Origin of the sequence: Chitinophaga alhagiae, from assembly GCF_003568665.1 — a bacterium.
GTDB lineage: Bacteria > Bacteroidota > Bacteroidia > Chitinophagales > Chitinophagaceae > Chitinophaga > Chitinophaga alhagiae.
The window spans coordinates 661,019-681,093 of record NZ_QXMH01000002.1 but is presented as its reverse complement, the minus strand read 5'-3'; the positions used below and the strand labels follow the sequence as shown (position 1 = coordinate 681,093).

The 20,075-nt window shown below is 54.5% G+C and carries 14 protein-coding genes; 9 read left to right on the top strand and 5 right to left on the bottom strand.

Going from position 1 to position 20,075, the window contains the following annotated elements:
* Window positions 1-5: 5 nt before the first annotated feature.
* The 4 genes from D3A97_RS13700 to hemH all read right to left on the bottom strand — a co-directional run bounded on the left by D3A97_RS13700 (window position 6) and on the right by hemH (window position 4,272).
* Window positions 6-1,544: an NAD(P)(+) transhydrogenase (Re/Si-specific) subunit beta gene (locus D3A97_RS13700; RefSeq protein WP_119079052.1), complete on the bottom strand. Its 1,539-nt coding sequence runs from the start codon at window positions 1,542-1,544 to the stop codon at window positions 6-8.
* A complete protein-coding gene (locus tag D3A97_RS13695; protein WP_119079051.1) occupies window positions 1,544-1,852 on the bottom strand; it encodes an NAD(P) transhydrogenase subunit alpha part 2 in 309 nt (102 codons plus the stop codon). The genes D3A97_RS13700 and D3A97_RS13695 overlap by 1 nt, the downstream gene beginning before the upstream one ends.
* Window positions 1,853-1,881: 29 nt before the next feature.
* Window positions 1,882-3,015: a Re/Si-specific NAD(P)(+) transhydrogenase subunit alpha gene (locus tag D3A97_RS13690; RefSeq protein WP_119079050.1), complete on the bottom strand. Its 1,134-nt coding sequence runs from the start codon at window positions 3,013-3,015 to the stop codon at window positions 1,882-1,884.
* A gap of 213 nt (window positions 3,016-3,228) precedes the next feature.
* Entirely contained in the window at window positions 3,229-4,272 is a 1,044-nt protein-coding gene (gene hemH / locus D3A97_RS13685) for a ferrochelatase (RefSeq protein ID WP_119079049.1), read from the bottom strand.
* A 319-nt stretch (window positions 4,273-4,591) separates the two neighbouring features.
* Between hemH and hemA the strand changes: the two genes are divergently transcribed.
* The 9 genes from hemA to D3A97_RS13640 all read left to right on the top strand — a co-directional run bounded on the left by hemA (window position 4,592) and on the right by D3A97_RS13640 (window position 17,130).
* Window positions 4,592-5,848, top strand: a complete 1,257-nt coding sequence (gene hemA, locus D3A97_RS13680) for a glutamyl-tRNA reductase (protein WP_232825963.1) — start codon at window positions 4,592-4,594, stop codon at window positions 5,846-5,848.
* 3 nt (window positions 5,849-5,851) lie between these two features.
* On the top strand, window positions 5,852-6,775 hold the full coding sequence (hemC, locus tag D3A97_RS13675) for a hydroxymethylbilane synthase (protein ID WP_119079048.1): 924 nt from the start codon (window positions 5,852-5,854) through the stop codon (window positions 6,773-6,775).
* Window positions 6,762-7,514, top strand: coding sequence for a uroporphyrinogen-III synthase (locus tag D3A97_RS13670; RefSeq protein ID WP_119079047.1), 753 nt, complete (start codon window positions 6,762-6,764; stop codon window positions 7,512-7,514). The genes hemC and D3A97_RS13670 overlap by 14 nt, the downstream gene beginning before the upstream one ends.
* Window positions 7,511-8,539, top strand: a complete 1,029-nt coding sequence (hemE, locus tag D3A97_RS13665) for a uroporphyrinogen decarboxylase (protein WP_119079046.1) — start codon at window positions 7,511-7,513, stop codon at window positions 8,537-8,539. The genes D3A97_RS13670 and hemE overlap by 4 nt, the downstream gene beginning before the upstream one ends.
* Window positions 8,540-8,551: 12 nt before the next feature.
* On the top strand, window positions 8,552-9,472 hold the full coding sequence (gene hemF / locus D3A97_RS13660; RefSeq protein ID WP_119079045.1) for an oxygen-dependent coproporphyrinogen oxidase: 921 nt from the start codon (window positions 8,552-8,554) through the stop codon (window positions 9,470-9,472).
* 27 nt (window positions 9,473-9,499) lie between these two features.
* Window positions 9,500-10,471: a porphobilinogen synthase gene (gene hemB / locus D3A97_RS13655; protein ID WP_119079044.1), complete on the top strand. Its 972-nt coding sequence runs from the start codon at window positions 9,500-9,502 to the stop codon at window positions 10,469-10,471.
* Window positions 10,472-10,485: 14 nt separating this feature from the next.
* Window positions 10,486-11,772 carry a glutamate-1-semialdehyde 2,1-aminomutase gene (gene hemL, locus D3A97_RS13650; protein ID WP_119079043.1) on the top strand — a complete coding sequence of 429 codons (1,287 nt, stop codon included), beginning with the start codon at window positions 10,486-10,488 and terminating at the stop codon, window positions 11,770-11,772.
* A 648-nt stretch (window positions 11,773-12,420) separates the two neighbouring features.
* Entirely contained in the window at window positions 12,421-15,417 is a 2,997-nt protein-coding gene (locus D3A97_RS13645; RefSeq protein ID WP_119079042.1) for a SusC/RagA family TonB-linked outer membrane protein, read from the top strand.
* 24 nt (window positions 15,418-15,441) lie between these two features.
* Window positions 15,442-17,130 carry a RagB/SusD family nutrient uptake outer membrane protein gene (locus D3A97_RS13640; protein ID WP_198673986.1) on the top strand — a complete coding sequence of 563 codons (1,689 nt, stop codon included), beginning with the start codon at window positions 15,442-15,444 and terminating at the stop codon, window positions 17,128-17,130.
* A gap of 116 nt (window positions 17,131-17,246) precedes the next feature.
* On the opposite strand, the gene D3A97_RS13635 is transcribed toward D3A97_RS13640, so the two are convergent.
* Window positions 17,247-20,042: a S9 family peptidase gene (locus tag D3A97_RS13635; RefSeq protein ID WP_119079041.1), complete on the bottom strand. Its 2,796-nt coding sequence runs from the start codon at window positions 20,040-20,042 to the stop codon at window positions 17,247-17,249.
* Between the last annotated feature and the right edge of the window lie 33 nt (window positions 20,043-20,075).

The following is a 20,075-nucleotide window of genomic DNA, read 5'->3' as shown; positions in this document are numbered from 1 at the left end:
GCCGCCTACAACATTTTTACTTCTCCTACCAGCTGCTGCAGCACTGATTTTGCATCGCCGAACAGCATGGAAGTTTTAGGCTGAAAGAACAATTCGTTCTCAATGCCGGCGTAGCCGGGTTTCATGCTGCGTTTATTCACGATCACCATTTTGGCGTTCTCCACTTCCAGTATAGGCATGCCGTAAATGGGGCTGGCGGGGTCGTTCTTGGCCGCGGGGTTCACCACGTCATTGGCGCCCAGCACCAGCACGGCATCAGTAGTATTCATTTCGCCGTTGGCCTGTTCCATTTCTTCCAGCTTTTCATACGGCACGTCTGCTTCTGCCAGCAGCACGTTCATATGCCCCGGCATGCGTCCGGCCACGGGATGAATGGCATAGTTCACCTCCACTCCTTTTTCTTCCAGCAGCTTTTCCAGTTCGTGACAGACGTGCTGCGCCTGCGCCACAGCCAGGCCATACCCCGGAACGATCATCACCTTGCTGGCATAACGCAGCACTACCGCCGCATCAGACAAACTGATCTCCTTGTAGCTGCCGTACTCCTTGGCCGCCCCGCCTGCGTGCGTGCCGCCAAAGGAACCGATCAGCACGTTTTTGAGCGAGCGGTTCATGGCCTTGCACATGAGGATGGTGAGAATGGTACCGGCAGAACCTACCAGTATGCCGCCGGTGAGCATCACGGGGTTGTTGTACAGGAAACCGCCGCAGGCCGCGGCCACGCCGGTAAAAGAGTTGAGCAGGGAAATGACCACCGGCATGTCTGCGCCGCCAATGGGCATTACGAACAAAATGCCGTAAGTAACGGATAGTGCAAGGATGGCGTAAAAAGCAATGGTAATGGCGGGTTTGACGGTGAACAGCGTACCGTTGGCGATGATGCTGCCTATATCCCTGCCGTCATTTATACGCACTATATAACTGTTGTTGATCACAGCAACCAGGTACGCTGCCAGTATCACTATCACCGCCAGCACTACCAGGTTCACAATATGCTGGCCTTTGAACGCGAAGTCTTTTATTTTGCCGTTGAGCTTGCCCCAGGCTATCACGCTGCCTGCAAAAGATACCGTGCCTATGATGAGGCCCAGCAATATGATCAGCAATGTGCCGCTTGCCTGTACGTTCCCCAACAGGTATTTATCAAAATCGTAACCGGGAGGATAACTTGTCCAGCCACCGCCCAAAGGCAACGAATGAGATAAATGATTAAACTCCACAATAGATATCAGCATGGCGCAAGCCCCGCCCATGCCGTTGAACATGCTCACCATCTCCGGCATGGCCGTCATTTTCACCCTCCTTGCCGCCACCACGCCAACTACCGTGCCTATCAGCAGCCCGCCGAATATCCATCCGTAATTATGTAATTTCCGCCCGCCTTCTTCGTACAGGAAAATAGTACCCACAATGGCCACAAACATGCCTGCCGCCGCCACCAGGTTGCCTTTGCGGGCAGTGGCGGGATTGCTGAGCATTTTGAGCCCTACAATAAATGTAACAGAGCCAACCAGGTAAGCGATGGATAAGAGACTTGCTTCCATTATTTCTTCTTTTTAAACATTTCCAGCATTCTGTCTGTCACCACAAAACCGCCTACCACATTGAGCGTGCCCAGTATCACCGCTAAAAACCCCAGCACCAGCGCCAGGTAGTTGTCTGCTTCCGCCTTGCCCATTACAATAATGGCGCCTATGATCACCACGCCATGAATGGCGTTGGCGCCGCTCATGAGCGGTGTATGCAACACGGAAGGCACACGGGAGATCACTTCTATACCCAGGAAAACAGACAGTATCACGATGTACACCATCTCGATATGCAGTTGTAAAAAGTCCAGTACTGCGCTCATATGCAAGGAGTTATAATTTTGTTGAAATACTATACGGCAGCGGCCTGCAGCTGTTTCACCCGGTCATTCACAATTTCGCCCTGGTGGGTGATGCAGGTGCCCTTCACCAGGTCGTCCTCAAAATTGAGATGTACCTGGCCTTCTTTGCTGATGATGAGCTTCAGGAAATTGAGCACATTGCGGGCATACAGCTTGCTGGCATCCGCGGGCGCGGTACCGGCCAGGTCTGAATTGCCTATCACCGTTACACCGCCGTGTACAATGGTCTCCTCATTTTTGGTCACCTCCGTATTGCCCCCGGTGGCGGCGGCCAGGTCTATGATCACGGAGCCGTTTTTCATGTTACTCACCATCTCTTTCGTGATCAGGATGGGCGCGGGTTTTCCGGGGATCTGCGCGGTGGTGATCACAATGTCTGCCCTCGCGGCGCTTTCCGCTATTTTCTGTTCCTGCTTCAATTTATAGTCGGCAGACTGTTCTACCGCGTAGCCACCGGCCTTTGAAGCGTCTGCCGCGCCTTCTACTTCCACGAACTTTGCGCCCAGGCTCATCACCTCTTCTTTCACGGCAGGGCGGGTATCGAACACTTCCACCACGGCGCCCAGCCTGCGGGCGGTGGCAATGGCCTGCAAACCGGCCACCCCGGCGCCCAATATCAGCACTTTGGCGGGCGGAATGCTGCCCGCGGCCGTCATGAACATGGGAAAATACCGGGAATAGGTATACGCCGCCAGCAGTACGGCCTTGTAACCGGCTATATTGGCCTGGGAGCTGAGCACGTCCATGCTTTGCGCGCGGGTGGTGCGGGGAATGGTGTCAAGACTGAATACGGAAAACTGTTTTTCCGCCCATTGCTGCATCAGGGCGGGGTTGTAGAGGGGTTGATAAATGCCCAGCCATATTTTGCCGGCAGGCACGTTTTTCCATTCTTCCGTGGCGGGCGGGCGGATGCTCAGCAGCATGTCCGCCTGCTGCAGCAGCTCTGCGCGGGTTTTGATCTCCGCACCGGCCTCCCGGTACGCTTCGTCCGGGTAAAATGCCTGTGCGCCCGCGCCTGCTTCCACCCACACCGTTACCTGTTGCTGCACAATCTGTTTAACGACTTCCGGAACGAGCGATACCCTGTTTTCTCCTGCTTTTTCTTTAAGAACGGCCAAGATCATCAGCGATGGAATTTTGCTGAATGAATTTACCGAAAAAAAGCGGAATAAACGGGCGGCCGTCCATAAAAAAGGCGCAACTTTCTGCAGTTGTGCCTTTTCATGAAAATGTACGTATCGGGTGCGCTTTTTGAATTACTTCTGGGAACGCGCTTTTTTTGCGTAGAGGTACGCTGCGCTTTATCTTGCCGGTTACGCCCGCCGGATCCCCCTCCCTCAGGCAGACACCGGCTCCATCACCTCGCGGCAAAGCGTACTGACGGCCTGCACCCACAGCGGGTGCGTGTTTAAACAGGGGATCATGGTAAAACTGTCTCCCCCGGCGTTGATGAACGTATGTTTCCCTTCCACCGCAATTTCTTCCAGCGTTTCCAGGCAGTCAGACACAAAGGCCGGGCAGGCCACCAGCAACTTCTTCACCCCTTCTTTCGGCAGGGCCTCAAAACGCTCCGCCGTATAGGGCCTGATCCATTCCTCACGGCCCAACCTCGACTGGAAAGACACGCCCCACTTGTGTTTGGGAATGCCCAGCCTCTCCGCCACCAGCTCCGAGGTGATGATCACCTGGTGGCGGTAGCACTGTGTATGGGCTTTGGAATCTACATGGCAGCAATCATTCACCTTCAGGCAATGCGAACCGGTGATGTCTCCCTTTCGTATGTGCCTGACCGGTACGCCGTGGTAGCTGAACAGCAGGTAGTCAAAGTCCTGCTCCACATAAGGCCGCATGCTTTCCGCCAGCGCATGGATGTATTCTTCGCGGCGGTACCAGGGTTGTACTATTTTCAGTTCAAAAGGGTATTGTTTGCGCTGGTACACCGCTTTGGCATATTCTGCCGCTGTTTCGTAGCTGCTCATGGCATAGTGGGGGTACAGGGGCACCAGCACCACTTCCTTCAGGCCCGGGTGCTCTTTCGCCAGTTTGTCGAACGTAGCGGCGGGAGAAGGGTTGCCGTAACGCATGGTGATCTCCACCGGCATTTCCAGGTCATGCTGCAGCGCCTTCTGCAATTGTTTGGTGAGTACGATCAACGGGGAACCTTCCGGCCACCAGATGCTTTTATACGCTTCAGCGCTTTTCTCCGCCCGGCGGGGAACAATAACACCGCCCACCAGCAGCTTGCGCATCAGCCAGGGGTAGTCTATCACCCGTTTGTCCATCAGAAATTCAAGCAGGTACTTCTTAACATCAGGCACTTCCGTGGAATCCGGAGAGCCCAGGTTCATCAATACGATGGCTGTATCAGATTTTGCGACCATAAACCTATAAAATTGTTGCAAAAGTAAGCGCTTTTCATGCTATATCAGGCATGTTCTGTCATTAAATTGTTAGAATAAAAGGGCCGGAGGCTTTGGCCGGCGCATGATTCCGGTCAATCATCATCCGCAATTTTATCTGTAACTTGCAGGTGAACATCCCTGTAAACGCATGTACATGCCGCATATGATAAAACATGATGAAGATCATTTTTTGGAAGCCTCTGTGAACAGGGGTAGAAATGACACAGTAGTGACAGCTAAGGACGCGGTTTTGAAGCGTATGCCAGTATTTTTGCACCCGGAAGCTTTTAAGAAAAACATGCAGGTCAATCAGCCCAAAGACATATCACATTTTCATATTGTTGGAATCAACTATAAGAAAACTGACGCTGCGATCCGGGGACTATATGCCATTAACCAGGACCAATACCAGCAACTGTTAGCAACCGCCCGCGAGGCCGGCCTTACAGACTTGTTCGTACTCTCCACCTGTAACCGTACCGAAATTTATGGTTTTGCCACAGAGGCCGCCGTGCTGCGGGATTTGTTGTGCAACGCCGCCAGCGGTAACCCGCAGGTGTTTGCGGAGCTGGCCTATCAGCGATCAGGAGAAGACGCCGTGCGCCACCTGTACCAGGTAGGCACCGGGCTGGATTCACAGATACTGGGAGACTACGAGATCATCGGCCAGATCAAAGGCGCCGCCAAGTTTGCCAAGGCGCATGGCTCCATTGGCACTTTCCTGGAGCGGCTGGTGAACAGCGTGCTGCAGGTATCCAAGCTCATCAAGAACGAGACCGGCCTCAGCTCCGGCACCGTATCCGTGGCCTTTGCCGCCGTACGCATGCTGGAAAAGAAAGTGCCGGACATTTGCCATAACAAGAACATTGTGCTGCTGGGCGTCGGCAAAATAGGCCGCAACACCTGCAAGAACATGATGGAATACCTGGGCGTACGCAATATTACGCTCATTAACCGCACCACCGCCGTAGCGGAAGAGTTTGCCGGCCAGCACGGCCTGCAGTACACGCCCTACGAGCAGATGGACGCCACGCTGCAGCAGGCAGACGTGATACTGGTAGCCACCAACGCCCCGCAACCCACCATTTTGCCCGCGCACATGGAAGGCGCCGGCCGCAAACTGATCATAGACCTGTCCATCCCCTTCAACGTAGCCCCTGAAGTACGGGAACTGGAGCATGTGGAAGTGATCAACGTGGACGACCTGAGCAAAGTGCAGGATGAAACACTGCAGATGCGCCTCAGTGAAGTGCCCAAGGCCATGTCCATTATTGATGAGCACATGGAAGAGTTCCTTTACTGGTTCAAGATGCGCAAACATGCCGTAGTGCTGAAAGCAGTGAAGGAAAAGCTCACGGAGATCCATGCACGGGAAATCAAAGAACAAAAGAACGGCGCACAATACAACCTGGAAGACCTGGAGGAAGTTTCTTCCCGCATCATCCAGAAAATGATCAATTTGATGGCCGGTAAAGTGCGCAGGGAAACTGATAAAGGCGATGATTACATTGCCATGATCAGCGACATTTTCGAGACCGGCGTTAATCACGAGTAAACGATGGAAAAAATTATCAGGATAGGCACCCGGGACAGCCAGCTCGCCATGTGGCAGGCCACCCTGGTAAGGGACCTTTTAACCAATAACGGGCATACGGTAGCACTGGTACCGATCAAAAGCGAAGGCGATATAGACCTAGTCACCCCCCTTTACGAGATAGGCGTACAGGGCATCTTCACCAAAAGCCTGGACCTGGCCCTGCTGAACAGCCGCATAGACATCGCCGTTCACTCCTTTAAAGACGTGCCTACCCAATTGCCGCAGGGCATCATCAATGCGGCCGTGCTGGAGCGCGGCCCGGTAAAAGACCTGCTGGTATACAAACACGATACTGATTTTTTAAATGATCCTGCATATACCGCCCACATCGGCACCAGCAGCATACGCCGCAAGGCGCAGTGGCTGCGGCGTTACCCGCGCCACCAGCTGCACAACCTGCGCGGCAATGTGATCAGGCGGCTGGAGAAACTGGCGGCCGAGAACTGGGACGCCGCCATTTTTGCGGCGGCGGGCGTAGAACGCATCAATGTGCGCCCCGAAAAGTCCGTAATACTGGACTGGATGCTGCCCGCTCCCGCGCAAGGCGCCATAGTGGCCGCCTGCCGTGAAAACGACGCTTACATCAGGGAGGCCCTGGCTCCCCTGCACCATGCGGATACCGCCCTTTGCACCGGCGTGGAACGCGAGTTCCTGCGCACCCTGCTGGGCGGCTGCACCACCCCCATCAGCGCCTACGCGCAGATCAGGGAAGGGCAACTGCACTTTGAGGGCAACCTCTGCAGCCTCACCGGAGATGCTTCTTTTACCGTTACCCGCCAGGGCGCTCCCGGCGCCACGCAGGGCATGGGGGCAAACGCGGCGGAAGAAGTGCTGGCAAACGGCGGCCGCGCAGTGATCGAAGCCATCAGAAATGTTCAACGCTAAATATGCCATACTCAGCACCAAAGCATTGCCGCCGGAACTTAAAGAGGAAGCGGCGGGGCATGGTATTGCGGTGGAAGACCGGATGTTCATTGACGTTACCGCAGTGACCACGGAAGAGATTGAACACAGGATAATGTCACTCAGCTGGAAAAGCGGGGTGCTGGTGTTCACCAGCCGGCATGCGGTAGGCGCTGTAAGCAGCGTATTGCCTTCCTTCCTTTGGGAGCACCGGTTGCCCTTCCACGGCCCTCAATTGGCAGACGTGCGTGTATACTGCCTCCAGGGCGCCACCCGCCAGGCTGTGGAAGAGAACATGCCCGGCATACTCATAGCCGGCACCGCCGCCAACGGCACAGAACTGGCCCAAAAGATCATGGAAGACCAGGTGCCCGCCGTCACGTTCCTTTGCGGCAACATCCGCCGTGGCGAACTGCCGGACACACTGCGGGCACACAACATAGCAGTGGAGGAAATGGTAGTGTACAATACTACAGAAACACCCACGGTAGTAGAAAAGGAATACGACGGCATCCTCTTTTCAAGCCCCAGCGGCGTACGGAGCTTTTTCTCCGTGAACACACCGCCCAGGCACACCGTTTGTTTCGCCATCGGGGAAACCACCGCCGCCGCCCTCCGGGACGTGACGGACAACAGGGTGATCACCAGTCACGAACCGTCTGCAGACGCCCTGCTTGGAACAGCTATTTATTACTTTGACAATATCAATTGCTACGAATGAGCGGATTACAGAATGACTTGTTGTTAAAAGCGCTGGCGGGCACGCCCGTACCGCGCCCCCCGGTATGGATGATGCGCCAGGCCGGGCGCTTTCTGCCTGATTATATCAAACTGCGCGATAAATATTCCTTTTTCGAGCGCTGCCAGACGCCTGAGCTGGCCACCGAAATTACCGTAATGCCGGTAGACCAGGTGGGCGTAGACGCCGCCATTATTTTTTCAGACATCCTGGTAGTACCGCAGGCTATGGGCATGGAGGTGCAACTGGTGGAAAAAGTAGGCCCCCTGCTGCCCCAGCCGGTGAAATCCGCTGCAGACCTGGAGCGTATCGTCATCCCCGATGTAGAAGACCGCCTCCATTACGTGATGGACGCCCTGCGCCTCACCAAACAGACCCTGGCCGGCCGCGTGCCCCTCATCGGTTTTGCCGGTGCGCCGTGGACGCTGCTGTGCTACATGGTACAGGGCAAAGGCTCCAAAACCTTTGATGAGGCCAAAGCCTTTTGCTACACCCAGCCTGTAGTAGCGCACGAGCTGCTGCACCGCCTTACCGAAACCACCATCCTCTACCTGAAGGCACAGGTGGCCGCAGGCGCGGACGTAGTGCAGATCTTCGACTCATGGGGCGGGCTGCTGGGCCCGCAGGACTTTGAAGAGCTTTCCCTCCAATACATCCGCCGCATTGTAGCCGCACTGCAGGGCGTTTGCCCCGTGATCGTGTTTGCCAAAGGCGCCTGGTTTGCGCTGGAAGAAATGGCCGCCACCGGGGCGCAGGGCCTGGGCCTGGACTGGTGCATCAAACCGCAGCTGGCCCGCCAGTTTGCCGGTCCCGCCGTTACCCTGCAGGGCAACTTTGACCCGGCGCAACTGATGAAACCCATCCCTGACATCCGGAAGGCCGTAAAAGAAATGATCACCGCTTTTGGCCCGCAGCGCTACATTGCCAACCTGGGCCACGGCATTTTGCCCAACATCCCGGTAGACCATGCCAAAGCCTTTGTAGAAGCTGTAAAGAGTTTTGCATAAACCAGTGTAGCCATGAGCATTAAAGAGCAATTCATTCCATATATCCACCAGTTGCAGAACAAGATCTGCGCCGCGCTGGAAACGGCAGACGGGAAAGCAACCTTCCGGGAAGACAAGTGGGAGCGCGAGGGCGGCGGTGGCGGCATTACCCGTGTAATTGCAGACGGCAACGTGTTCCAGAAAGGCGGCGTTAATACCTCCGTGGTACACGGCCAATTGCCGCCGGTAATGGCGCAGCAGTTCAAGGTGGCAGACAACAGCCGCTTTCTGGCAGCCGGCATATCGCTGGTGATACACCCGCAAAATCCTTTTGTACCCACCGTCCACGCCAACTTCCGGTATTTTGAGCTGTACGGGGAAAACGGCGCTGTTGCGGATTGCTGGTTTGGCGGCGGAGCAGACCTTACGCCCTATTATATATTCGAGGAAGACGGCGCGCATTTTCACCGCACCTTCAAGGAAGCCTGCGATCCCTTCGGCAAAGCACTGTACCCGCAGTACAAAAAACATTGCGACGAATATTTTGTGAATAAGCACCGGAACAATGAGGCGCGCGGCATTGGCGGCATCTTTTACGACTACCTCCGTCCCCAGCCGGGGCGCACGGCGGAAGACCTGCTGCAGTTCCAGGTATCCAACGGAAATGCGTTCATTCCTTCGTACCTTCCGCTGGTGGAAAAACGGAAAGACCTCCCCTACACAGACGCGCAGGTACACTGGCAGGAGTACCGCCGCGGCCGCTACGTGGAGTTCAACCTCATTCATGACAGGGGCACCCTCTTTGGCCTCAAAACAAACGGCCGCATAGAGTCCATACTGATGAGCCTGCCCGCAAAAGCACGCTGGGAGTATGATTATCACCCCTCCCCCGGCAGCCCCGAAGCAACACTGCTGGAATACCTGAAGCCGCGGGACTGGGTAAAGGAATCATAAAATTTGTTGAACATAAATCAGAAGAAGATGATCAGAAGAAACAGGATTTTACGCAACACACCCGCCATCAGGGCCATGGTAGCGGAGACCATACTGACGCCGGCCAATTTCATTGCGCCGCTGTTCGTAACGGAAGGCAAAGGCGTGAAGGAAGAAATTTCCTCCATGCCGGGCTACTACCGCCATTCGCTGGACCTCACGGCCAAAGAAGCAAAAGAGCTTTGGGCATTGGGCATCAGAAGCGTATTGCTGTTCATCAAATGTGCGGATGGGCTGAAAGACAATAAAGGCACCGAAGCCCTCAACCCTGACGGGCTGATGCAGCGCGCCGTCAAAACCGTGAAAGACGCCGTGCCCGGCATGGTGGTAATGACAGACGTAGCGCTGGACCCTTACTCTTCCTTTGGCCACGACGGTATTGTGGAGGGAGAAGAAATAGTGAACGACGCCACCGTGAACGTGCTCGCGGAAATGAGCGTGAGCCACGCACAGGCCGGTGCGGACATTGTAGCCCCCAGTGATATGATGGACGGCCGCATACTGGCCATACGCGAAGCGCTGGAAGACAATAACTTTACCAAAACCGGCATTATGGCCTACAGCGCCAAATATGCCAGCTGTTTTTACGGCCCCTTCCGCGATGCGCTGGACTCTGCGCCCGGTTTCGGGGACAAGAAGACCTATCAGATGGATTATGCCAATGCCCGTGAAGCATTAAAAGAAACCCTGATGGACGTGGAAGAAGGCGCGGACATTGTGATGGTAAAACCCGCCATGGCCTACCTGGACATTATCAGGCTGGTCAAAGACAGCGTAACCGTTCCCGTCAGCGCCTACCATGTAAGCGGGGAATACGCCATGATCAAGGCGGCCGCCAAAATGGGATGGCTCAACGAAGAAAAAGCGGTATTGGAAAGCCTCACCAGCATCAAACGCGCCGGCGCAGACCTGATTGCCACCTATTTTGCCAAAGACGCTGTCCATTTACTGAACAAATAAAAAATTTCATCTGCATGTTTACAAAAAGCAAAGCCCTGTTTGAACAAGCCGGCAAAGTAATACCCGGCGGTGTGAACTCTCCCGTACGTGCATTCAAAAGCGTAGGCGGCACGCCTGTTTTCATGCAGCACGCCAAGGGCGCTTATATGTATGATGTAGACGGCAACCGCTACGTTGACTACATCAACTCCTGGGGCCCTATGATATTGGGCCATGCGTACGAGCCCGTGGTAAAGGCCATACAGGAATATGCCACCTACTCCACTTCTTTTGGCGCGCCTACGCAGCTGGAAGTAGAAGTGGCGGAACTGATCATAAGCATGGTGCCGAATATAGACATGGTGCGCATGGTAAATTCCGGTACGGAGGCCTGTATGAGCGCGCTGCGCCTGGCCCGCGGCTTCACCGGCAGAAACAAGGTGATCAAATTTGACGGCAACTACCATGGCCACGCAGACTCTTTCCTGGTAAGCGCCGGCAGCGGCGTGGCCACGCTCGGCATACAGGCGGTGCCCGGTGTAACGGCCACCGTAGCGGAAGACACGCTTACCGCGCCCTACAACAACCTGCCCGCTGTTGAACAATTGATAGCGGAACACCCTGAACAGGTGGCCGCCATTATTGTAGAGCCGGTAGCGGGCAACATGGGCTGCATCCTGCCTCAGGCGGGCTTCCTGGAAGGCCTGCGCGCGCTGTGTGACCAGCATGGCATTGTGTTTATTATGGACGAAGTGATGACCGGTTTCCGCCTCGCCAAAGGCGGCGCGCAGGAGCTGTTCAACATCAAGGCAGACCTGGTGACCTTTGGCAAGATCATTGGCGGCGGCATGCCCGTAGGTGCATTTGCCGGCCGGCGCGAGATCATGGAACATGTGGCCCCCGCCGGCAAGGTGTACCAGGCCGGTACCCTCAGCGGCAACCCCATAGCCATGATTGCCGGTTATACCCTGCTGAAAACGCTGAATGAACGCCCTGCCATTTACACCCAGCTGGAAGAAAAAACGGGCCAGCTGGTAGCCGGCCTCCGCGGCGCGCTGGGCGCAGCAGGTGTTGTGCACCAGGTCAACCACATCGGTTCCATGATGAGCGTACACTTTGCCGAGTACCCCATTGTGGATTTTACCGCTGCCTCCGGCGCCAACAACGAACTGTTCCGCCGCTTTTTCCACGCCATGCTCGAAAGAGGCGTGTACCTGCCGCCCTCCGCTTTCGAAAGCTGGTTTATTTCCCATGCGCTGGGGCAGGAAGACATCGAATTTACCATTGAAGCCGCCAAAGCATCCATGCAGGCTATCAAATAAAGACGTTAACGATCAATCCAGTTTATGTGTGAGTGAAAAAAGCTGCCTCCGGGCAGCTTTTTGTATTTGGGAATATCAAGATGTGTTTAATGCCAGGATATTAATCGATCATATTTATTTACAGCAGTTTTACCGCAGTTTGTGTAACGTTTTACAGCAATTCCCTTCCCGAGCATCAGGAAAAGTTTATTTGAAAATCGAATTAAATATTTATCTTGTACTCGAATCTGAAAAACCTGGAAGCTATGTAAACGCCAGCGTAGCTCCTGTCAAAACAGTGAAAACCTTGGATACGGTGTTCAACGCCAGGCGCCGGCTCCTATTAAAAAACAGTGAAAGAAACCGGGCGGCCGCGTAAGTGCGGCACCCACAAAAAACAAGAAAAACCGGGCAACTACGCCCCCGCCAGCGTAGCCCAAACTGAAAACTGAATCGAGACTAAACAAATTGTTCCACTAATTAAATCCACGTACGGACCCGCTAACGATGACACACGCACGTTATTTCTGGCAATCGCCCGGACTGAAAGCGCCAATGCCGCCCAACGCCTGTTTCAGCCGGCTTAAACGTTTAAAGCAATCATGGTTCAACTCTTGAGTCGGGCAATCATTTAAACAGCACTTCTCTCATCAATCAAAACTAATAATCATGAAAAATCTGATCTACCATCAGGTGCAGCAACACCTTTGTTTGCTAAATCGATTTAGTAAGCACTTTGGAAAGAAAGCGGCACTGCTCGCCTCCCTTTCCATGTTGGTCTGCACACTCGCGTTCGGACAGGGAAGGCCCGTGACCGGTAGCGTAACAGACAGCACCGGCACCGTGCTCCCTAATGTGAGCCTTCGGATCAAAGGCACCACCAGCGGCACCTTCTCGGGAACAGACGGAAAGTTCAAACTCAACGTAACCGGCAATGACGCCGTGCTGGTGGTAACCTATGTGGGCTACCACGACAAGGAAGTACCCGTAGGCGATGCTTCCGATCTGAAAATTGTATTGCAGCAGTCTGTCAGCCAGCTAACAGACGTAGTGGTAGTAGGATATGGCACCGTGCAAAAAAAGAACCTCACCAACGCGGTGACCACAGTGAACAATAAAGACTTTCTGCAAGGTGGTTTCAACAGCCCCCTGCAACAGATAGAAGGCAAGGTAGCAGGCGTTACCATCTCCAACCCGGCCAGCGCAGACCCCAACCGGGGAACGGACGTGCAGATACGCGGCGCCAGCTCGCTGGATGCCGGCAACGGCCCGCTGATAGTGATTGACGGCATGCCCGGCGGAGACCTCCGGAACATTGCGCAGCAAGACATTGAGTCCATCTCCGTGCTGAAAGACGCCGCAGCCGCAGCCATTTATGGTTCCCGCGGCGCCAACGGCGTAGTGCTTGTGCAAACCAAAACAGGGAAAAAAGGCGCCGTGGCCGTTACGTATGACAGTTATATTGAGCACGATGCGGTAGCGGCCAAACCCGACATACTGTCTGCCGACGAATTTCTTTCCCACCAGCGGGATGCGGACCTGGGCGCGCGTACCAACTGGTATGACGAGTTGCTGCGCAAGGATAACTTCGGCCATAACCAGTACCTCACCGTATCTGGCGGTAATGAGAACACCATTTTCCGCCTCTCCGGCAACTACCGCTCCAAAACAGCCATAGACATTGCCACCGAGCGCAAGGAATACGGTTACCGCGCCAACTTTACGCAAAAGGCACTGAACGGGCTGCTGGAGTTTTCCGGCAACCTCTCTCAACGCATTGCCAAAGAAGAGTATACCAACTACGATGCCTTTAAACAGGCCATCAAGCTCAACCCTACCCTGCCGGTAATGGACCCCAACAATCCCCGGGAATACAATACCCTGCAGGGGTATGATACCTGGAACCCCGTGCAGGACCTGCTGGCCCGCGAAAACGGCGCAGACCAGACCTATTCCATCATCGACATCACTACCAAACTGAACATTCTGCCCAACCTCTCCTCTGAGCTGAAGCTGGCGCGCCAGGGGCATGAAATGCTGAGAAGGGAATATTATACCTCCAAATCCGCGGAATCCATCCAGAACAACCGTACCGGCCGCGCACGGCTGCAGAACGAAAAATGGCATGACTATACGCTGGAGTGGATCAACAATTACAATACCCGCATCAATAAGCACGACATTGCCGTAATGGGCGGTTATTCCTACCAGGAATTTAACACGCAGGGCAACTGGGCGGAGAACATGGATTTTCTTTCAGACGCCTTCTGGTACAACAACCTGGATGCCGGCGCCTGGAACAAGGAAGACGGCCGCCTGGGCATGGACTCCTGGAAAAGCAAGGAAAAACTCATAGCCTTCCTCGGCCGCGTCAACTACAATTTTGACAACACCTATTTTCTGACGGCTTCTTTCCGGTACGAAGGCAATACCAAGTTCGGCAGAAACAATAAATGGGGCATGTTCCCCGCCGTATCAGCGGCATGGCGCATCTCCAACCTGCCCGCCTTCAGCGGCAGCCGGGTAATCAATGATCTGAAGCTGCGCGCCTCTTACGGGGTAACGGGCCGCTCCGGTTTTGACCGTTACACCTCGCTGGCCAAGTATGCGCCCTACGGTATGTACCTGGACGATAATAACGAATGGATAAGGGTATACGGCCCCGGCAACAACTTCAACCCCAACCTGCAATGGGAAAGGGCCGTGGCTTACAACATAGGGCTGGATTTCTCCCTGCTGGACAACAAGCTGAGCGGCAGCCTGGATGTGTTTGACCGCCGCAGCAAAGACATGCTGGCCAACTATGAAGTGCCCGTGGGCGCTTACCTGCATACGGAAATGTTCGTGAACGTAGGCACCACCAGCTCCAAAGGCATAGAGCTGACCGCCAACTGGAAGGTGGCCAACGGCAAAGACTTTTCCTACAACACCAACCTCACCGCTTCCTACATCAAGGCCAAACTGGTAACCTGGTCTAACAACGAGTTCCAGGGCAACTACCGCGATCTGCAAGACCTGCCCTCTCCCGGCAACCCCGGTAAAGCCTACCGCCTTGAGCCGGGCACCGAGCTGGGCAGCTTTTTCGGTTATAAATATGCCGGCGTGAATGACGGCGGCGAAATACTGATCTGGAAAGATGGTGTTGTAGGCAAGGAAAAGATCATAGCCTCCAGCCAGGGCAGCGAAAAAGACAGAACGTACATTGGCCACGGCGCTCCGCGGTATGAGCTGGCATGGGGCAACAGCCTGGCCTATAAAAACTTTGACCTCACGCTTTTTTTCCGCGGCCGGTTTGATTATGACATCCTGAACCTCTACCAGATGTACTACGGCCTGCAGGCAGAATCAGGCATCAACCTGCTGAAAGACGCCTACGCCCGCAACGGCCACATCAAATCAGGCAAGGTGATCACCGACTATTTCCTGGAGAAAGGGGATTATTTCAAGCTGGACAATGTTACACTGGGCTGGTCTCCCAGGTTCAACAACAACTTCATCAAGAACCTGCGCCTTTACGGCAGCGTGCGCAATGTGTTTACGTTCACCGGTTTCTCCGGGCTTGACCCCACCACCGTGGGCATTACCGGCCTTACTCCCGGTTATGGCAGCCTGAGTGTGTACCCGGTAACAAGAACGTTCACCTTCGGCGCCCAGCTTACACTTTAATCATCACCATTAAACTTGTTCAACATGAATATGAAGAAACTGACCGGCTTATTGCTGCTATCTATAGTCACCGCCACATCCTGCACCAAATTGGATGAAGAGCCGTTTGACGTAGCGCCTGCCGAAGGTTATTACCAGAATAAAAGTTCTGTGATCGCCGCCGTGCTGCGCCCTTATGAACACGCGCACTGGTGCGGATGGGATGGAGACAGGTGGCTGCTCTCCGAACTGACTGCCGATAATTTTGTATGGACGCAAAAAGGTAAACATGGCTACGACGGTGGCGACTGGGTACGCCTGCACGGCCACACCTGGACGCCGGACGACGGGCATGTGAACGGCGGATGGGTAGGCCCCTACCAGGGCATTGGCCAATGTAACGCCATTATCAAAGACATTTCCACGCTTGACTATCCGGACCTGGGCCTCACCGAGCCGGAGCAGCAACAGCACGTTGCGGAGCTGAGAACGCTGCGGGCCTGGTTCTACCTCTTCCTGATAGACTATTTCAGGGATGTGCCCATCTACACGGAGGTACAAAAGCTGGAACCGCAATCTACCCCGCAGGAAGTGTTTGCCTACATTGAAAAAGAGATCAAGGAATCATTGCCGGGCCTTCCCAAAGACCCGAAAGTGGGCCGCTGGGGCCAGGCCGGCGCGGCCGCGCTGCTGGTACGCCTGTACCTCAATGCAGAAAAATGGACAGGCACGGCCAAATACACGGAATGCGCCACCACCGCCCAGGACATCATCAATGGCACCTACGGCACCTATTCCATTGACACGGACTACCGCGGCCCTTTCCGCTCTGGCATCAAAGGCTACCGCTCGCCGGAGAACATTTTCGAGTTCCCCCACGCCAAGAACTTCTACGAGTTCGGCTGGATCTATAATTCCGGCATGCACTACCAGGCCAAGTTCTCGCTTGATAACGACTGGGGCTCCTGGAACGGCGTACACCTCACCCCCTCCCGGGATGAGAACGGCAACCTGTACACCTATAAACTGGGCATGCCCTACGAGCGCTTCCATGCAACAGACAAACGCAAACAGCCCTTCCGTACTACCTCTAAAGATGCGGACTACGAAGGTTTCTTCCTCATAGGGCAGCAATACACCTGGAACAAAACGGCGGGTTTCGGTTTTGACAGCACCAAGCCGGTAAACGGCACGGAAGAGTATAACGGCAAGCCGCTGCGTTTTGTAGACCAAGTAGCCCGCTTCTCTGAAAAGCCCGGCGGGCGCTGGGCGGAAGGCTCTCACGTGATCACGGGCGAAGAAAACTCCGGGGTGCGGCTGCTGAAGTTCCCGTGGCTGCCCATGTCTCAGGGTTTCTTCCAGTTCAATTCCGCGCCGGAGATACGCCTTGCGGAGATCTATTATGCCCTGGCGGAGTGTAAGTACCGCGCCGGAGATAAACCCGGAGCGGCCCAATTGCTGGATGCCGTGCGCAAAAGGAACTTTGCTGATGCGGCCTGGCCTGGGGTGAGCTATGCGCAAAACCTGGGCGCCCTTACCGACGATGAATTTGTAGCCGAACTGGGCCGCGAGTTCCTGGGTGAGCGCCACCGCAGAACAGACCTGGTGCGCTGGAACAGGTTCGGCGAAGCCTGGTGGGATAAAGGAGTGGACGGCAAAGACAGGTCCGTGTTCCCCATCCCCGCCCGTGCTTTGAACGCTAATCCCTTGTTGAAGCCTAACGGCTTCGAATGATTGCTAGAGTTGTAACAGTAAAAAAGCTGCCTTTCCAGGCAGCTTTTTTTGTTTGGTGCGGTATAGATACGCCGATACCGGTCCGGTTTTATTTCAGGCCGGCAGCAGGCCGCTATTTATTTTTTCTGCTCCTTCTCCTGCGCCTGCATCTTCTCCAGGTAGCTGACCCCCTCCGTGATCCATTTGGGGGCCGGCTTGCCTAACAGGTAGTGGTCAAACCACTCGCGCTGGCGTTGCTGGTAATCTATCTGGTTCTCTTTTTTGGCAAGGCCATGGTTCTCGTCTGCGTACACCAGCATTACGTGCGGCTTTTCCATACGGCGCATGGTACCGTACATTTCAATGCCCTGGTGCCAGTCTACCGCGCCGTCTTTATCCCCGAAGGCTACCAGCAGCGGCGCCTTGATGTTGGCCGCCTGGTAAATGGGCGAGTTGCGCATGTGCTCCTGCATACGGTCGTACCAGGGGCCGTCAAAGCGGCCCTGGCTGGTCTCGAATATCTTCTGGTCAGGGAAGCCGCTGTTCCAGTAAATAGAAAGAGACATGCTGATCAGGTTGGTCAGCGGCGCACCGGCGCAGGCCGCTTTGAAAACGTCTGTTTGCGTAATGATGAAACTGGTCTGGTAAGCGCCCCAGCTATGCCCCATGAGGCCCACCTTGTCCTGGTCTATCATGCCTGTTTTCAACACCTCTTCTACCGCCGGCACCACACAGTCTACCGCGCTCATGCCGGGGTCATTGATGTCATATACAATATCAGGCCTGAAAATGAAATACCCGCCGGTGGTGAAGTTGGTGGTATTGTATGCGCTCCTGCGGGAAGGGGGCGTGTAGAAGTGTACCGTGTTAGACAGGGTTTCGTAAATGTATACCACCATGGGGTACTTTTTACCGGGCTGGTAATCTGCCGGGTAAAACAGCGCGCCCTGCATTTTTTTCCCTTTGCGGTTGGTGAAAGATACCAGCTCGCTCCTGCCCCACTTGTAATCTTTCTGCTGCGGGTTGGTGGCCGCTATTTTCTCTTCTCCCTGGAAGCCGTTGGTAACGTAGAGTTCGGGAGAACGGTCATAGTTCATTTTCACGTAAGAGAACACGTCTGCGTCTTTTGCCTTGTTAAGGCCGTAGAACATATTATCTTCATATACCAGCCTGCTGAACTTGCCCTTTTCAATTTTGCCGTACCCGAAAAACTTGCTCTTGTCTCCATACAAGGTCACAAACAGCGGTTTGGCATCGTCGTAATACGGGTCTTCCATTTCAACGCGGGTAAGGCGGTGTACAATTTCGTCCCCACGGCCGTTTGTGAGCTTGCGGATGCCTTTGCCGTCTGGCCTGGCGGCGTACACATCAAACTCATCGTACAGCAATACTTCCTTGTCTCCCTTCATCCATCCGCCATAACCGAAGGGCGGCTTCACCGCAGGGTGGTCATCTTTATAGTTCTCGAAGGTTTCAGGAAGGTTTTGCGTAAGGTTAACGGTGGCGCCGGTGGCCGTATTGTAGGTAAACCAGTTCTTGTCTTTGTAATAGAATACAAAGCGCCCTTCCGGCGAGAGCTGCGGTGCATGGCCGAAGGCCTGTACTATTTTTTCGCCGAACAATTTCTTTTCCCCGTTGCGCACGTTCATGATGTAGTAGTCCGCATAGTCTTCCTTGAAAGCAGGTTTGTACTTCTTGTCTGTAGGCAGCAGCGCGTAGTGCTGGTTGGCGCCCATCAGGGTGCCGGGCGTACTGTCACTGGCCAGTTGGTAGTATTTGCCGGTGGCGGGGGCCCATACGGCCTGGAAGCTGCGCTCCTTGTCCATCATATACGTGATCTTCTGGCGGGGCTGTATCTCTTTGTCTTTCCAGTGCCATACGTCTACAGCGGCCAGTTTGTCTGCCTTCTTGGGTGCGGCGGCGGGAGCTTTTTTAGTTGTATCCGCTTTGGCTACCTGCGCCTTGGCCGTGTCTGCGCCGGCAGCGGTTTTGGTAGTGTCTTTTTTAGGCGTTTCCTTTTTCTTTGTCCAGCTTCTGACGCTGAAGTGCGCCAGCGCCAGGTCATCGCTCAGGCGCAGCGCGGAGCTTGGGTTAATGCGCATACTGTCCGGAAAGCCGTTGTGTTTTTGCGGATCGAATATTTTGAGGGAAGGGTTTTTGTAGAGCGGAGCATATACATATACCTGGGCGTTCTCTTCTTCATATTTATCGTTCTTCACCGTTTTGTAGAACGCCAGCCCGTCTCCTTCTTTAGACCAGGCAGGCTTCGAAAAGCGGCAGGTATCGCTGGCCAGTACCTTCAGGGAATAGTTGGCGAGGTTGAACAGCTCTACAGAGTTGCCGGCCTGGTTGGCTGATTCTACTACGTAGGCCAGGTGATCGCTCTTTTTATTGAACTCAAAGGCCGTAACATTGCCAATGGTGCGGGTGCTGCTGTCTGCCAGGTTGCGCAGCAGCACTACGGCCCCTTTGTCTTTATTTTCTTTGGGCGGGTTCAGTTGTATGGCCAGGAATTTACCGTTCTTTGAGAACCCGAAATTGCTGACGTCTGTTATGACCTCTTTTTTGCCGGTTTGCAGGTTCAGCAGGCCCATATTGGTTTTAATGGGCGTTTTCTGTTCCCGCAGCTTCTCTCCTTCCTTGTAAGACACGCCTATCTTGTAGGCCACCCACTGGTTATCTTTCGAAAATTCCGGCGCGCTGCCAAACTCCAGCGCATACCGTTTGCCGTTGCTGTGGTTCACCAGGTAAAGGGTATCGTTATCTTCCTGAACGGCAACCTGGTAACCGATCCAGTTGCCGTTGTAAGAGAGGGCGGTGCCGGCCAGGGATTGCCATTTGGCATAGTCTTCGGGAGACAGGTCTTTTTTCTGTTGCGCGCTGGCGGTGATACCCGCGGCCAGCAGCAGCAACACAGTGTAGAAACGTTGCATTGATGTGGTTTAGATTTGTTGCGAATGTAGGTG

Excerpts from the sequence above, each read along its gene's own strand:
- D3A97_RS13700 (WP_119079052.1), bottom strand. The coding sequence starts at position 1,544 with ATGGAAGCAAGTCTCTTATCCATCGCTTACCTGGTTGGCTCTGTTACA.
- D3A97_RS13695 (WP_119079051.1), bottom strand. The coding sequence starts at position 1,852 with ATGAGCGCAGTACTGGACTTTTTACAACTGCATATCGAGATGGTGTAC.
- D3A97_RS13690 (WP_119079050.1), bottom strand. The coding sequence starts at position 3,015 with ATGATCTTGGCCGTTCTTAAAGAAAAAGCAGGAGAAAACAGGGTATCG.
- hemH (WP_119079049.1), bottom strand. The coding sequence starts at position 4,272 with ATGGTCGCAAAATCTGATACAGCCATCGTATTGATGAACCTGGGCTCT.
- hemA (WP_232825963.1), top strand. The coding sequence starts at position 4,592 with ATGCAGGTCAATCAGCCCAAAGACATATCACATTTTCATATTGTTGGA.
- hemC (WP_119079048.1), top strand. The coding sequence starts at position 5,852 with ATGGAAAAAATTATCAGGATAGGCACCCGGGACAGCCAGCTCGCCATG.
- D3A97_RS13670 (WP_119079047.1), top strand. The coding sequence starts at position 6,762 with ATGTTCAACGCTAAATATGCCATACTCAGCACCAAAGCATTGCCGCCG.
- hemE (WP_119079046.1), top strand. The coding sequence starts at position 7,511 with ATGAGCGGATTACAGAATGACTTGTTGTTAAAAGCGCTGGCGGGCACG.
- hemF (WP_119079045.1), top strand. The coding sequence starts at position 8,552 with ATGAGCATTAAAGAGCAATTCATTCCATATATCCACCAGTTGCAGAAC.
- hemB (WP_119079044.1), top strand. The coding sequence starts at position 9,500 with ATGATCAGAAGAAACAGGATTTTACGCAACACACCCGCCATCAGGGCC.
- hemL (WP_119079043.1), top strand. The coding sequence starts at position 10,486 with ATGTTTACAAAAAGCAAAGCCCTGTTTGAACAAGCCGGCAAAGTAATA.
- D3A97_RS13645 (WP_119079042.1), top strand. The coding sequence starts at position 12,421 with ATGAAAAATCTGATCTACCATCAGGTGCAGCAACACCTTTGTTTGCTA.
- D3A97_RS13640 (WP_198673986.1), top strand. The coding sequence starts at position 15,442 with ATGAATATGAAGAAACTGACCGGCTTATTGCTGCTATCTATAGTCACC.
- D3A97_RS13635 (WP_119079041.1), bottom strand. The coding sequence starts at position 20,042 with ATGCAACGTTTCTACACTGTGTTGCTGCTGCTGGCCGCGGGTATCACC.